Consider the following 13,984-nt stretch of genomic DNA (forward strand, 5'->3'; position numbering starts at 1 on the left):
GTGCCCTAGCTGAACTGGCTCTCGTACAGAGAGGCGTAGAAGCCGCCTCGGGCGAGCAGCTCGTCGTGGGTGCCCGTCTCGACGATTCGGCCGTCCCTCATGGCCACGATGACGTCTGCGCCCACGATCGTGGAGAGTCGGTGCGCCACGATGAAGCTCGTGCGGCCCTCCATGAGCCGCTCGAACGCCTTCTGGACCTTGACCTCGGTCCTCGTGTCGATGTTGCTCGTGGCCTCGTCGAGGATGAGCATGGGGGCGTCGGCGAGCATGGCGCGGGCTATGCAGAGCAGCTGCCTCTGCCCGGCAGAGATCGAGGCCTCCTCGCCGTTGAGCATCGTGTCATAGCCATGCGGGAGCCGCTCGATGAACTCGTCTGCAAAGGCGGCCCGCGCCGCGGCCTTGACCTGCTCGTCCGTTGCGTCGGGGCGCCCCAGCGTCAGGTTCTCCCTCACGGTGGCGCTCTTGACCCACGTCTCCTGGAGCACCATGCCAAAGCTTGACCTGAGGCTCTTCCTCGTCACGTCACGGATGTCGTGGCCGTCAATGGCTATGGTGCCCGCGTCAACGTCGTAGAAGCGCATGAGCAGGTTGATCATCGTCGTCTTGCCGCAGCCCGTGGGGCCAACGATGGCCACACGCGTGCCCGGCCTGACTTCGAGCGTGAGGTCGCGGATGAGCGGGCGGCCGGGGACGTAGGAGAAGCACACGTTGGAAAGGCTTACGGCCCCCATTACCCCCCTGAGCTCGATGGCTCCAGGACGATCGGGCTCGACCTGCGGCTCGTCGAGCAGCTCGAACAGGCGTGCGGCGCAGGCAAACGAGTTCTGCAGCTCCGTTGCCACCTCGGAGATGTCGTTGAAGGGCTTCGTGTACTGGCTGGCGTAGCTCAGGAAGGCCGTGAGGCCGCCCACAGTGAGCGTGCCCGCGATGGCGGCGAGCGCGCCGAATATCCCGACACCTGCGTAAACGAGTGCGTTCACGAAGCGCGTGGTGGGATTCACGAGCGAGGAGTAGAACACGGCCTTGAAGCTCGACTCCCCGAGCCTCGCATCAACATCGTGGAACCTCTCGCAGGCCTGCCCCTGCGCGTCGAAGGCCTCGAGGACGTCCTTGCCGCCCACAAGCTCCTCGACGACTCCCGTGAGCTCCCCGCGTCTCACGGACTGGTCATGGAAGTAGGCGAAGCCACGCTGCGCTATGAACTTGGCCGCAAAGACCGAGACGGGCGTCACGCAGACGACGACGAGCGTGACGCCGGCGTTGAGCCTGAACATGAAGACAAGTGTGAGTACGATGGTCAGCACGCCGCAGAACAGCTGCTGGAACGTCATGGTGAGGCCGTTGGAGAACTGCTCGACGTCGGTCACGACGCGGTTCACGATGTCTCCGTGGCGATGGGAGTCCACGTAGGAGACGGGCAGGACCTGAAGCTTTGCGAAGGCTTTCTGGCGCATCTCGCGAACGATGGAGATCGCTATGCGGTTCGTGAGTGCCGTGAGCAGCCACTGCGAGGCTACCGTGGTGAGGATCGCCACGGCAAGCAGCCTGAGGTTGGCGAGAAGGCCCGCGATATCCGCCCCGCCCGCGCTTGCGACGCAGTCGACGGCTTTGCCCGAGAGGACGGGCACGAGTAGCGTCGAGACCACGACGAAGGCCGCGAGCGCCAGCGACCCCACTATTCCTGGGATGTGGGTGCCCAGCTGCCTGATCGTCCTCGCGACGGTTCCCTTGGGGACGGCTGATGCCTTGGTCTGCCTAGCCATGGCGCACCTCCTCCCCCTCGAGCTGGGACGCGCAGATCTCCTCGTAGACGTCACAGGTCCTCCTCAGCTCCTCGTGCGTTCCCTGGCCCACGACGCGGCCGGCGTCCAGCACGAGAATGAGGTCTGCGTGGCGTATGGCCGAGATGCGCTGCGAGATGACGACCTGGGTGACGCCTGGAAACTCAGACGCGAGGGCGTGGCGGAGCCGAGCATCGGTCGCAAGGTCGAGAGCTGAGCTTGCGTCGTCGAGCACGAGAATGCGGGGCCCCCTCGAGAGGATCCTGGCTATGGAGAGGCGTTGGCGCTGGCCTCCCGAGAGGTTTCTCCCGAGCTGCTCCACCGCGCCCGCCACTCCTCCTTTGGCGGCAACGACATCGGCCGCCTGGGCGGCTTCAACGGCGTGCTCGAGCTGGTCTGGGGAGGCGTCCGGCGCGGCGAGCCTCAGGTTACTCTCTATGGTGCCCGAGAAGAGCCTCGGGCGCTGGTCGACGATGCTCACGAGGCGATGGAGGCTCTCGAGCGTGAGGGTGCGGACGTCTCGGCCGCCCACGAGCACCGACCCACTTGTGGCGTCGTAGAAGCGCATCAGGAGGCTTGCGAGTGTGGACTTGCCCGAGCCGGTTCCGCCGATGACTCCCACGACCTGCCCCGGTCTGGCCGAGAAGCTCACGTGGGAGAGCGAGGGCGCGGCGGCACCGGGGTAGCTGAACGTGACGTCGCAAAACTCGATGGAGCCAGAAAGACCGTCTGCGCTCAGCTCTCCGTCGGTCATGGACGGGACGCGCTCGAAGACCTCGTTCACGCGCCGTGCGCATGCCTCGGACTTCGAGAGGGTGTTCACGAGGTTTGCGAGCTTGAGCAGCTCCACGAGCATCTGGCTCATGTAGTTCACGAGCGCCACGAGGGCTCCCTGCGTGAGGTTACCCGCCTGGATGCTGATGCCGCCGACGTAGAGCACAACGACGAGCCCCAGGTTCACGGCGGCATACGTGAGCGGGTTCATGAGGCCGGAGACGTCACCCACGTAGACCTGACGATGCCAGAGGCCATCGAGCAGGTCGTCGAACAGGCGGCGCTCCTCGTCCTCTCGACCGAAGGCTCGCAGGACGCGCACGCCCTCGAGCTGCTCGGCCGTGGAGAGCAGGACGCCATCGAGGCCGTGCTGGACCTCGCGGTAGCCCCGGATGGCCACGCGCATGACGAGCCAGACGAGCAGAAAGACGATGGCGGACACGACAACGAACAGCGCTCCCTCGGTGCCGCTCACGAGGTATGCGGCACCTATGGAGCCGAGGATGGCGATGGGGCAGCGAAGGACGAGGCGAAAGAAGAGGTTCACGCCGTCCTGGACCTGGCTCGTGTCGTTGGTGAGCCGCGTGACGAGCGTGGAGGTGCCGAGCTCGTCGACGTTGGAGCGGGAGAGCGACATGACATGGGCGAAGAGATCGTCTCGAAGTGCCGTGCCAAACCCGGCGCCAAGCTTGGCCGAGAAGTACTGGGCCGCGACTGCGCAGACCCAGCCCACGACGCCCATGGCAATGAGGGCGGCCGCGCTCGCCATGATGTGGTGGGTGTTGCCTGCTGCTATGCCCTCGTCGACGACGCTTGCCATGACGAGAGGCACGAGAATCTGGAATGCGGCCTCAAGGCACTTGAACAGCGGCGCCAGAACGCATTCCTTGCCATAGCCCCTGAGGTATCTGACAAGCTTGAGCATGCGGGAGACCTCCGCCTGATGGTTCGATAACAAAAAAGCCTGAGACATATGCCCCAGGCTCCTAAAGATCTGGTCGGGTGGACTGGATTCGAACCAGCGACCCCTTGACCCCCAGTCAAGTGCGCTACCAAACTGCGCCACCACCCGTTGCCGCTCACTCGCAGCAGAAAAGATAATAACAGCTACGTCCCTACCGTGCAAGGACAAATTTCACTTATTTTGAAATTTGTCCGATATGCGTCCGCTGACCAGCTACTTTGAGTTGCGAACGCCCTTGACTCTCGTGATCTGCTTGTCTTGGCGGCGGTCCTTGCCCCAGAAGCAGCACGAGACCATGCCGGGACCTACGTGCGACCCGATGGTGGGCCCGATCGTGGGCCTGGTTATGGCGAGCTCAGGGTCGAACTCATGGAGCTCGGATGCTATGGCATAGCCGTCATCGGGGGCGTCCGCGTCTCCAACGCAGCACACGTGGCCATAGGGCTTAAGCTCACGCGTCCTCTCGAAGAAGTCAACGATCTTGCGAAGGCCCTTCTTGCGCCCGCGCGCGACTCCGCGAATGCCGAGCGTTCCATCGAGGTTGAAGTGAAGCAGCGCCTTGACGTCGAGCGCGTCGCCGATGACGGCCACGCCCTTGGGCAGCCTGCCGCCGCGGTGAAGCGCGTCGAGGTTGTCGACCATGAATATGGTGTGCAGGAAGTAACGAGCCTCCTCGGCCCACTGCGCGAGCTGCTCGGCGTTGAGGCCGGCGTCTCGCTTTCGGCACGCCTCCTGGACGAGCAGCGTGAGCGGCGTGGACGCCACGAGCGTGTCGATGACGTAGATGCGTATCTCCTCGCCTGGGTGCTGCTCTCGAAGGCGCTCGAGTGACATGCGTGCGCCCTCGTAGCCGCCGGACAGGCCGCTTGAGATGCAGAACAGCACCGTGGGGACGCCGCTTTCGTAGGCCCGCTGGAACGCCTCGTCATACTCGAGCTGGGAGGGCTGCGAGGTTATGGGCATGGCGCCGTGGCGTATGGCGTCATAGAACTCGTGGGCACTCCTCGTCTGGAAGAGGTCGTCATCTCCGGAAAGGCCGCCATCCGGCTTTCCGGCCTCTACGTAGTGGAACGGCAGGATGGTGACGCCAAGTTCGGTGGCCATCTGCGGCGTGAAGTCGCATGTGGAGTCCGCCATGATCTGACAAATGGCTCCCATGGTTGTCTCCCCTCTCTCCCGGTCCGATTCGCCGGGCGACGTCTGTGTCCTAGCGCGTGGCCACGGACGCCACGTTCATGCCTGGTTGGTTCCTATCCGTTATCCCTCGAGGGTCTCCTCGAGCTCGAGCCACTCGGCCTCGAGCTCGTCCAGTGCCTGCTTGGCGGCGTCAACGTCTGCCTGCGCGTTCTCGAGCGCCACGTAGTCCGTGGGGTCGACCTCCCCCATCGCTCGCTCGAGCTCCTCGATGCGGCCGCGCTGCGTCTCCATCTTGCGCTCAATGCTCGCGACCTGCTTCTTGAGACGCCACTCCTCGGCGCTCGACAGACCCGAGGCCTGCGCCTGGACCTGGGGGCTCGAGGTGGCCGGCGCCGCCGTGACGGGTGCCTTGGGGGCCGGGCCCTTGCCGGAGACGTTGCCGTCCCCGTGGCGGTTGCCAATGAGCGAGAGGTACTCGTCCACGCCGCCCGGCACGTGCGTGAGCTTGCCGCCGATGAGGGCGAACTGGTCGTCTGTCACGCGCTCCATGAGGTAGCGGTCGTGCGAGACGAGCAGCAGCGTGCCCGGCCATGTGTCGAGCAGATCCTCCATGACGGCGAGCATGTCTGTGTCCAGGTCGTTGCCGGGCTCGTCGAGGATGAGGACGTTCGGCTCGTCGAGAAGCACGCACATCAGGGCGAGGCGCCTCGACTGGCCGCCCGAGAGGTCGGCGATGGGCGTGTCGAGCTCCCGCTTGTCGAACCCGAGGCTCTCGAGCAGCTTCGTGGGCGTGTACTCCTTGCCGCCGATGACGTAGCTGCGCTTGTAGGTCCCAAGCAGCTCGCGCACGCGCCAGTCGAGCTTGTCTGCGAGCAGGTCGATGTGCTGGGAGAGGATGCCTAGCTTCACGGACTTGCCCATCTTCACGCGTCCGCTCGTGGGGGCAAGCTTGCCGTCGAGCAGACGAAGCAGCGTCGTCTTGCCGGCGCCGTTCTCGCCGAGGATGCCATAGCGGTCGCCGGGCCCGATGAGCCAGTCGAGGTGATCGAGGACCACGTGTCCGTCATAGCAGACCGTTGCCCCCTTGAGCTCGAACACCTGCTTGCCGAGCCTGCTCACGGCCAGGCGCTTGAGCTCGAGCGGGTTTCTCATGGGAGGCACGTCTGCCACGAGCGCGCGTGCCGCCTCGATGCGGAACTTCGGCTTGCTCGAGCGCGCCTGGGCGCCGCGTGAGAGCCATGCGAGCTCCTTGCGCAGGATGTTCTGGCGGCGCTCCTCGCTTGCCTGGGCCATGCGCTCGCGCTCGGCCCGCTGCTGGATGTAGGCGGAGTAGCCGCCCTCGAAGGGCTCCACCACGCGGTCGTGGACCTCCCACATGCTCTCGCACGTCTCGTCGAGAAACCAGCGGTCGTGCGTGATGACGAGCATGGCGCCGCTGCCCCTCTGCCAGCGGTGGCGAAGGTGGCCTGCCAGCCAGGTGATGGCGCCCATGTCGAGGTGGTTCGTGGGCTCGTCGAGCAACAGCACGTCATAGGTGCCGATGAGCAGCCTCGTGAGGTCCACGCGGCGTCGCTGGCCGCCGGAGAGCGTGCCCACCTTGGCGTTCCAGTCCACGTCGCCGATGAGCTCGGCGATGATGCGGCGGGTCTCGGGGTTGGAGGCCCACTCATACTCGGGAACGTCGCCCACGACCTCGTGGCCCACGCTCTGGTCGTCATCGAGCGCGTCTGACTGGCCGAGCATGCCAACGGTGATGCCGCCCCTCCAGGTGACGGCGCCGTGGTCTGGCTCGAGCGTGTGCGCGATGAGCTGGAGGAGCGTCGACTTGCCGTCGCCGTTCTTGCCCACGATACCGATGCGGTCGCCCTCGTTCACGCCGATGGTGACGTCATCCAGAACGGGCTTGCCCGGCCACTCGTGGCCGAGGTGCTCGCATCCTATGAGAATTCCCACGTGATTCCTTGCCTTGTCTACTCGTCTCGCTCGTGTGCCAGGCGAGCCATCGTCTCTTCCGTGTCCGCTCCGTCCGCGAGTGCCCTCAGGGCAGCGATCTCTGCCGCGTATCCCGCGGCCTCGTTGGGCGTCTCGAGGATCATCGGCAGGTCTCGCGTGCGCTTGTCGCGCACGATAGCCGAGAAGCACCCCAGGCCAAGGTGGCCCAGGCCAAGCCGCTCGTGGCGGTCCTTGTGTGCGCCTACCGGGTTCTTGGAGTCGTTGAGGTGGAGCGCCTTGAGCCTGGACAGGCCAATCACCCGGTCGAACTCCTGCAGTACCCCGTCGAGGCTTGCGGAGACGTCATATCCGGCATCGCTGACGTGGCAGGTGTCCAGGCACACGCCGATGAGCTCGTCGTGCTCCGTGAGCTCAATGATGCGCGCGAGTTCCTCGAAGGTCCTGCCCACTTCGGTGCCCTTCCCGGCCATTGTCTCGAGAAGCACGTAGGTGGACTGGCCGGGTTCGAGCGCCTCGTTCAGGCCCTCCGCGATGAGGCGTATCCCCTCGTCGGCACCCTGGCCCACGTGGGAGCCGGGGTGGAAGTTGTAGTAGTTCCCGGGGATGAGCTCCATGGTTTGGAGGTCCTCCGCCAGGGCGCGGCGCGCGAACAAGCGGACGTCCGGCTTTGCCGAGCAGAGGTTCAGCGTGTAGGGGGCGTGGGCCACGAGACGCCCGAAGCCGTTCTCAGCCATGATCTTGCGAAGGCTGGCCGCGTCCTCGGGGTCGGCCGCCTTGGCGGCGCCACCCCGAGGATTTCTCGTGAAATAAGCAAACGTCGTGGCCCCGAGTGCGAGGGCTCGCTTGCCCATGGCCTCAAAGCCTCCGGAGCTCGATATGTGGCAGCCGACTGCTAGCAATCCGCACCCGTCCTCGGCATGAGCAGCGTCTGGTCTGCGGCGCTGGCCTGCTGGAGGGGCTCGTCCGGCTCGAGCAGGTCGTGGAGGCGCTCGATGATCTTCTCGGCAACCTGCTCCTTGGGCATGCAGTCGAGCTCTGTCTCGTCGTGCGGGCCAACGAGCGTAACGCGGTTGGTGTCGGAGCCAAAGGTGGAGTCGTCTCGCGAGACGTCGTTTGCCACGATGAGGTCGCAGCCCTTGGTTGCGAGCTTCTTGCGCGCATTCTCGAGCACGTTGTCGGTCTCTGCGGCAAAGCCGATGACGACGCGGCTCCCGCGGCTCTGGGAGAGCGTGGCGAGGATGTCCGGGTTCTCAGCCAGGGCGATGTTGTCGATGGGCTCGGCGGCCTTCTTGAGCTTATGGTCGGCTGCCTGCTCGGGACGGTAGTCCGAGACGGCCGCGGCGAGGATGGCCGCGTCTGCCGTGGCGAAGGCGTCCTGCGTTGCCTCGAGCATCTGAGCTGCGGTCGTGACGTGGATGACGCCGACGCCGGCGGGCTCGGGAAGCGAGACGGGACCCGAGACAAGCGTGACGTGCGCGCCGTGGGCCGCAGCGGCGGCCGCGATGGCGTATCCCATCTTGCCCGAGGACGCGTTGGAGAGATAGCGCACGGGGTCCACCGGCTCGTGCGTGGGGCCCGCCGTGATGACGATGCGGCGTCCGGCGAGGTCTCCGCGGGCACGAATTCGATAGAGTGCGGCCGAGACGATCTGCTCGATCGACGCGAGCTTGCCGGCACCCGTCTCGCCGCAGGCCAGCCTGCCGCTCTCGGGGCCCACGAAGAGATAGTTGCGGTTCTTGAGCGTCTCCACGTTGGCGACCGTGGCGAGGTTCTGCCACATGTGGACGTTCATGGCGGGCGCCACGACGACGGGGCAGGGGCACGCGAGCAACGTGGTGCTCACGGCGTCATCGGCGATGCCGTGGGCCATCTTGGCGATGACGTTGGCGGTGGCAGGGCACACGAGCGCAAGGTCGGCCCACTCGGCGAGCTCGATGTGGGGAATGGGTGAGCTCGCGTCATCGAAGAGGCCGAGCGTGACGTGATGGCCCGAGAGGGCCTCGAACGTCTTGGGTCCCACGAGCTCGCACGCGTGCGCCGACATGGCGACGCGTACCTCGCAGCCCTGCTTCTGAAGCCCGCGCAGCACCTCGCAAGCCTTGTACGCGGCGATGCCGCCCGTCACGAAGAGCGCGACGCGGGCGGCGTGGCCGTCAACGAGCGTCTCTGCCATGATGCCTACGCCTCCTCAGTCGCCACGACGAGGATGCGCTTGCAGTAGGGGCACGTCGTGACCTCGGCTCCGCTGCGACGGATGTCGGTGAACGAGCTGGGCTGCAGGGCCACGCGGCATGCGGAGGGGCGGTTTCCCTCGAGCGTCTCGACGGCCACGCCGCCAAAGCGCTTGCGAGCCGCCTCATAGCTGGCGACGAGCGTGGCGGGCAGGCTGGCGACGATGCGCTCGCGCTCGGCGGCCAACGACTTCACCCGACTGGTGATCTGCTCCATGGCCTCCTTGAACGAGGCAACCTGCGCTGCCTCCTCCTTCTCGAGCCTGTCGGCGAGCGCGCGGGCGTTCTTCTCGGCGCGCTCGGCGGTCTCGAGCCTGGGTAGCAGGTGCTCGGTGTCGTAGTCGCACTTCTCGATCTTCTTGGCGAGGGTCGAGAGGGTGAAGTCCAGTTCCTGTGCCGAGCGGAAGTCCTGGTTGTAGGTGCCCTCCTGGATCTCGGTGACCTTGCCGGAGAAGAACTTCTTGGAATCCTCGAGCTCGTTGAGCTCAATCTCGAGGTCCTTGCGCTGGCCAACGATCTTGGTGAGCTCACCGGCGACCTTCTTGGCGGCTGCGCGGGCGGCGGCCACCTTCTGGCGCTGCGGCAGGGCCTCGGCGGTCTTCTTGGTCCTCATGAGCTCTAGGTCGATTTCCTGCAGCCTCAGCAGTGCAGATGCCTCAGACATGTGGTCCTCCTTCTGTGACGTGCGCGTGCCAGCGCAGGTCCTCGTCCAAGATGTGTATGCGCGTATCAGGTGCGACCTCGCGTGCCGTGCGGGCGAGAAGCCCGGCATAGGGCAGCTCGGACGCTTCGTGCCCTACGAGTATAGCGGCAACACCGCACTCGGACAGCTCCAAAGCACGGTGATACCCCGCCTCCCCAGCAATCACGCAATCCACCCCGCGCCGGGTTGCCTGCATGCCGAGCGAGCCGAGCGAACCCGAGCAGTAGGCCACCCGTCCGAGGCTCTTGCCCTCGTCTCCCCATACCGTCGCGCTTGCGCCAAGCGCGAGCGCGACGCGCTCGGTGAGCTCACCGAGCGTCATCCCGTCGGCGTCGAGCAGCGCTCCGTAGCCATCAGGCTCGACGAGCCGCCCGACCCTGGTAAGCCCGATCAGCGACGCGGCTAGGTCGAGGGCCTCCTCGGAGCGGTCGAGGTTCGTGTGCATCGCTATGAGCGAGACGCCCAGGCGCGCGGCCTCGTAGGCCGCCGCCCCACCCTGCGAGCTCGTGCGCGCCTCCGGGGTCATGGGAAACGGTGGGTCGAGAAAGGCGGGGTGATGCGTGAGCAGGACGTTCGCGCCAAGGCTGGCGGCGGCGCGGACATTGGTGGGCGTGGGGTCGAGGGCGCACGCGATGCAGGCTACCTCTTCTGTGGGGTCACCCACGGAAAGTCCCGGCCTGTCCCAGCTCTCGGCGAGCTGCCTTGGGAACCTCTCGAACACGAGCCGCTCGAGGTCTCGAACCTGCATGCCACTCCCCTCTCATCAAGTGGGCGGGCCAACACGTCTGGCTGGCCCGCCCATGCGTCAAAGCTAGTGACTCGCCACGATGGCGAGCAGCGCGTCGCAGAACGCGTCGAGCTCGCCTGGCGTGACGCGCTCGTCGAAGCTCACGCGCAGCGAGCCGAGCGCCTGGTCGCGCGCGATGCCCATGGCGGAGAGCACGTGGCTCGGGTCCAGCGACCCGGAGGAGCAGGCAGACCCGGCAGAGACCTCGAAGCCAGCGTCGTCAAGCTTGAGCACGAGCGACTCGGAGTCCATGCTGGGGACCATGACGCTCACCATTCCGGGGAGTCGCGTCTGGTCCACGTGCGCCACCGTGGTGGGGACGATTCCCGTATCCGCGGCGCAGAGGCGCTCGTAGACGTGGTTCGCGAGGGCCTCCACCTGGGGCCTTACTGAGGGCAGCTCTCGGCAGACCTGCTCGGCCGCCGCTGCGAACGCCACGGCTCCGGCAACGTCCTGGGTTCCGGGCCTTCTGCCCATCTCCTGGCCGCCGCCGAGGGCCTGTGCCTCGAAGGGGCAGCGTGTGCGCATGGCCAGGGCACCCACGCCCAAAGGGCCTCCGATCTTGTGGGCGGCCACGGAGATGGCGTCCGCCCCGGAGCAATCGAGGTCGATGCGTCCGAAGGCCTGGACGGCGTCCACGTGCGCGAGCGCGCCTGCGGAGTGGGCGGCCTCGATGACCTTGGCCGTTGGCTGTACGACGCCAGTCTCGTTGTTTGCGGCCATGACGCTCACGAGCGCCGTGGCATCGTCTGCCAGACGCTCGACCTCCTCGGCGCTCACGACGCCGTCTCGCCCCGGCTTGGCCAGGACCACCTCGAAGCCCCTCGAGCGCAGGATGCTCGCGACGTCGAGAACCGAGTCGTGCTCGATGGCAGAGAGGATGACCCTGTTGCGCCTGTTGGCGCTCTTCCTGCGCGCGCCCTCGGCCATGCCGAGGACGGCGAGGTTGTTGGATTCGGTCCCGCCGCTCGTGAGGATGATCTCGTTGGGCCTAAAACCACAGCCTATGCAGTGCGCGAGCGTACGGTGCGCCGCCTCGAGGTCGCGGGCGGCGCTGCGCCCGAGCGTGTGGAGCGAGTTTGCGTTGGCGACCGCATGGGGCTTCTCGTGGTAGCCAACCCATGCCTCCATCGCGCAGGGGCGAAGCGGCGCGGAGGCCGCGTAGTCTAGGTAGGTGTAGCTCTTCTCGGCCATCAACCTACGCCCTCTTGGCGATGCCGGCGCGACCAGCCTCGCGGATCTCGGCGATGGCGGCGGCGCGATCGACCTTGCCATAGACGGCGCTGCCGGCCACGAGCATCGTGGCGCCGGCCTCGATGAGCTCGGCGGCGTTGGCGGCAGAGCAGCCGCCGTCAACCTCGATGATGGGGCTCACGCCGTGCTCGCGGGCAAGGGCACGGACCTGAGAGACCTTGCGCAGGGAGTTCGGAATGAACTTCTGGCCGCCAAAGCCGGGGTTCACGGACATGACGAGCACGAGGTCAAGGTCGTCGATGATGGCCTCGAGCGAGCTCACGGGCGTGGCAGGGTTGATGACGATGCCAGCCTTGGCGCCCGCCTCGTGGATGGCGGAGACGATGCGGTGCGCGTGCGTGGCGGCCTCGATGTGGAAGCTCACGATGTCGGCGCCGGCCTTGGCGTACTCGGCGGCCATCTCGTCGGGATTGGAGATCATGAGGTGTACGTCGGCCGGGACGCTCGTGTTGGCCTTGACGGCCTTCACGACGTTGGGGCCAAACGTGAGGTTGGGCACGAAGTGGCCGTCCATGACGTCGACGTGCACGTAGTCTGCCGTGGAAATGGCGTCGAGGTCGGCGGCGAGGTTGGCGATGTCCGCCGAGAGGATGGACGGGGCGATCATGACGTCTTCGAGCATGGTGTGCCTTTCTGTCTGGTCTTTGACCGATTGATGACTTATTTGGAGGCAGGGCCGTTGCCCATGCCGTAGAACTCGGTGTTTGGGACGCGTCCCCTGAGGGACGAGGCGACCTCCTCTATGGACAGGCCGCCGTGGATGAGGTTCCACACGCCCTCGACGATGGGCACCTCGACGCCCCTGGCCTGAGCGAGCTCGCGGACACTCGTGGCAGAGTGCGCCCCCTCGACCACCATATGCGTCTGTCGCTCGAACTGCTCGAGCGTGGTGCCGCGCACGAAGGCCTCGCCAAAGCGGCGGTTGCGAGAATGCTCGGAGGTGCAGGTGGCCACGAGGTCCCCCATGCCGGCGAGCCCCATGCAGGTCATGGGCTGTCCTCCCGTGGCCGCCACGACACGCCCGATTTCTGCGATGCCGCGCGTCATGATGGCGGCGAGGGTGTTGTCGCCAAGTCCCAGACCTGCGCAGACGCCGCACGCGATCGCGATGACGTTCTTCACGGCGCCGCAGGTCTCAACGCCCCGGATGTCCTCGGACACGTAGACGCGAAACGTCGGCGTGGCCACGAGCGGACGCATGCGTTCGGCGAGCTTACGGTCGGGCGAGGCAAGCACGGCACATGAGAACATGCCGTGACTGACCTCCTCCGCGTGGTTGGGACCGCTGAGGGCGAGCACGCGACGCTCGTTGCCGAGCTCGTCTGCGACCACCTCGCTCATGAGAAGGCCGCTGCCGGCCTCGACGCCCTTCGTGAGCACGACGACGGGGAGCTCCTCGCCCACCGTGTCAGCCAGCTCGTGGCTTATGGTTCTCAGATGCGTGGAGGGCGTGGCGAGCACCACGGCGTCTGCACCCTTTGACGCGGCGGACAGGTCCGAGGTGGCCGTGATGTTTGCGGGCAGCTCGACGTCTGTGAGGTAGCGGGGGTTGCGGTGAGTCTCGTTTATTGCCTTGGCGCCTTCGGAGCCATGACTCCAGAGCACGACCTCGTCGGCGTTCTGCGCAACGAGCGCGCTCACGGCCGTTCCCCACGAGCCGGCGCCTATGACGGCGACGCGCGTCACCTGGATCCGCCTACGGACGGATCGTCCGGCATGGGCCTCTCGCCCTTCTTGTGGAACGAGAAGGGCTTCTCCTGACCGCTGACGAGCTTCTTGATGTTGGAGCGGTGCGCCCACACCACAACGAGGCCAGCCGCCTCGACGATGAGGTCCTGGCCCAGGTTGGGGCCGTAGAAGAGTGCGAGCACGAGTCCGACGATGGCCGCGACCGTCACGGACCCTGCCGAGACGCGCTTGGTGGCATAGGCGATGACGAAGAAGATGCCGAGCTCGATGAGGCCGACGGGCCATGCAAACCCGAGGAGGGACCCCACGCCCACGGCTATGCCCTTGCCGCCGTGAAATCCCAGAAACGGCGAGAAGATGTGGCCGCAGACGGCCGCGAGCATGACGAGCCCCACGAGAGCGGCCGCCGGGGATTGCGGGTCAACCGAGACACCACCCGTGACGCACAGCGGGAAGACGACGCCGGCCAGGCCCGTGGCAAGCGCGCCCTTGCCGGCGTCAAACAGCAGCGTGAGGGCTGCCGCCCCCTTGCCAATCTCTCTCGCGACGTTCGTCGTGCCGATGTTTCCCGACCCCACGTGCTGAATGTCCACGCCCTTTGCGCGGGCGATGATCTTGCCAAACGGAATGCCGCAGACGAGAAACGTTGCGGCAAGGTAGGCAACGAGCGCAGCTACGTTGATGTTCATCTAGAGAAAGCCCTCCGGTACC

The 13,984-nt window shown here is 66.3% G+C and carries 12 protein-coding genes and 1 tRNA gene; all 13 read right to left on the minus strand.

Annotation, left to right across the window (positions count from 1 at the left end):
• Positions 1 to 5: 5 nt before the first annotated feature.
• The 13 genes from Pcatena_RS03980 to Pcatena_RS04040 all read right to left on the minus strand — a co-directional run bounded on the left by Pcatena_RS03980 (position 6) and on the right by Pcatena_RS04040 (position 13,962).
• Positions 6 to 1,763 (minus strand): ABC transporter ATP-binding protein, encoded by a 1,758-nt coding sequence (locus tag Pcatena_RS03980; RefSeq protein ID WP_126421829.1) that lies wholly within the window; start codon positions 1,761 to 1,763, stop codon positions 6 to 8.
• Complete coding sequence (locus Pcatena_RS03985) at positions 1,756 to 3,480, minus strand: ABC transporter ATP-binding protein (RefSeq protein ID WP_172596371.1); 1,725 nt, start codon at positions 3,478 to 3,480, stop codon at positions 1,756 to 1,758. The genes Pcatena_RS03980 and Pcatena_RS03985 overlap by 8 nt, the downstream gene beginning before the upstream one ends.
• 70 nt (positions 3,481 to 3,550) lie before the next feature.
• Positions 3,551 to 3,627 (minus strand) — tRNA-Pro (locus Pcatena_RS03990).
• A gap of 105 nt (positions 3,628 to 3,732) precedes the next feature.
• Positions 3,733 to 4,677 (minus strand): DegV family protein, encoded by a 945-nt coding sequence (locus tag Pcatena_RS03995; RefSeq protein WP_126421833.1) that lies wholly within the window; start codon positions 4,675 to 4,677, stop codon positions 3,733 to 3,735.
• A gap of 99 nt (positions 4,678 to 4,776) precedes the next feature.
• A complete protein-coding gene (locus Pcatena_RS04000) occupies positions 4,777 to 6,609 on the minus strand; it encodes an ABC-F family ATP-binding cassette domain-containing protein (RefSeq protein ID WP_126421835.1) in 1,833 nt (610 codons plus the stop codon).
• A 17-nt stretch (positions 6,610 to 6,626) separates the two neighbouring features.
• Positions 6,627 to 7,508 (minus strand): deoxyribonuclease IV, encoded by an 882-nt coding sequence (locus Pcatena_RS04005; RefSeq protein ID WP_126421837.1) that lies wholly within the window; start codon positions 7,506 to 7,508, stop codon positions 6,627 to 6,629.
• Positions 7,502 to 8,782: a bifunctional phosphopantothenoylcysteine decarboxylase/phosphopantothenate--cysteine ligase CoaBC gene (gene coaBC, locus Pcatena_RS04010; RefSeq protein WP_126421839.1), complete on the minus strand. Its 1,281-nt coding sequence runs from the start codon at positions 8,780 to 8,782 to the stop codon at positions 7,502 to 7,504. The genes Pcatena_RS04005 and coaBC overlap by 7 nt, the downstream gene beginning before the upstream one ends.
• A gap of 5 nt (positions 8,783 to 8,787) precedes the next feature.
• The gene (locus Pcatena_RS04015; protein WP_172596372.1) at positions 8,788 to 9,504 is read right to left on the minus strand and encodes a zinc ribbon domain-containing protein; all 717 of its coding nucleotides are present in this window, start codon (positions 9,502 to 9,504) and stop codon (positions 8,788 to 8,790) included.
• The gene (locus Pcatena_RS04020) at positions 9,497 to 10,291 is read right to left on the minus strand and encodes a Nif3-like dinuclear metal center hexameric protein (protein ID WP_126421843.1); all 795 of its coding nucleotides are present in this window, start codon (positions 10,289 to 10,291) and stop codon (positions 9,497 to 9,499) included. Before Pcatena_RS04020 ends, Pcatena_RS04015 begins: the two co-directional genes overlap by 8 nt.
• Before the next feature lie 63 nt (positions 10,292 to 10,354).
• Positions 10,355 to 11,524, minus strand: coding sequence for a cysteine desulfurase family protein (locus Pcatena_RS04025; protein WP_126421845.1), 1,170 nt, complete (start codon positions 11,522 to 11,524; stop codon positions 10,355 to 10,357).
• Between the two features lie 4 nt (positions 11,525 to 11,528).
• Positions 11,529 to 12,206 carry a ribulose-phosphate 3-epimerase gene (rpe, locus tag Pcatena_RS04030; protein WP_126421847.1) on the minus strand — a complete coding sequence of 226 codons (678 nt, stop codon included), beginning with the start codon at positions 12,204 to 12,206 and terminating at the stop codon, positions 11,529 to 11,531.
• A gap of 38 nt (positions 12,207 to 12,244) precedes the next feature.
• A complete protein-coding gene (locus tag Pcatena_RS04035; RefSeq protein ID WP_126421849.1) occupies positions 12,245 to 13,270 on the minus strand; it encodes an NAD(P)H-dependent glycerol-3-phosphate dehydrogenase in 1,026 nt (341 codons plus the stop codon).
• On the minus strand, positions 13,267 to 13,962 hold the full coding sequence (locus Pcatena_RS04040; RefSeq protein WP_126421851.1) for a glycerol-3-phosphate acyltransferase: 696 nt from the start codon (positions 13,960 to 13,962) through the stop codon (positions 13,267 to 13,269). The genes Pcatena_RS04035 and Pcatena_RS04040 overlap by 4 nt, the downstream gene beginning before the upstream one ends.
• Positions 13,963 to 13,984: the final 22 nt, after the last annotated feature.

This window comes from Parolsenella catena (assembly GCF_003966955.1).
Classification (GTDB): domain Bacteria; phylum Actinomycetota; class Coriobacteriia; order Coriobacteriales; family Atopobiaceae; genus Parolsenella; species Parolsenella catena.

What these genes read in the sequence shown, in the direction of transcription:
- Pcatena_RS03980 (WP_126421829.1), bottom strand. Translation starts at nt 1,763, where the DNA reads ATGGCTAGGCAGACCAAGGCATCAGCCGTCCCCAAGGGAACCGTCGCG.
- Pcatena_RS03985 (WP_172596371.1), bottom strand. Translation starts at nt 3,480, where the DNA reads ATGCTCAAGCTTGTCAGATACCTCAGGGGCTATGGCAAGGAATGCGTT.
- Pcatena_RS03995 (WP_126421833.1), bottom strand. Translation starts at nt 4,677, where the DNA reads ATGGGAGCCATTTGTCAGATCATGGCGGACTCCACATGCGACTTCACG.
- coaBC (WP_126421839.1), bottom strand. Translation starts at nt 8,782, where the DNA reads ATGGCAGAGACGCTCGTTGACGGCCACGCCGCCCGCGTCGCGCTCTTC.
- Pcatena_RS04015 (WP_172596372.1), bottom strand. Translation starts at nt 9,504, where the DNA reads ATGTCTGAGGCATCTGCACTGCTGAGGCTGCAGGAAATCGACCTAGAG.
- Pcatena_RS04020 (WP_126421843.1), bottom strand. Translation starts at nt 10,291, where the DNA reads ATGCAGGTTCGAGACCTCGAGCGGCTCGTGTTCGAGAGGTTCCCAAGG.
- Pcatena_RS04025 (WP_126421845.1), bottom strand. Translation starts at nt 11,524, where the DNA reads ATGGCCGAGAAGAGCTACACCTACCTAGACTACGCGGCCTCCGCGCCG.
- rpe (WP_126421847.1), bottom strand. Translation starts at nt 12,206, where the DNA reads ATGCTCGAAGACGTCATGATCGCCCCGTCCATCCTCTCGGCGGACATC.
- Pcatena_RS04040 (WP_126421851.1), bottom strand. Translation starts at nt 13,962, where the DNA reads ATGAACATCAACGTAGCTGCGCTCGTTGCCTACCTTGCCGCAACGTTT.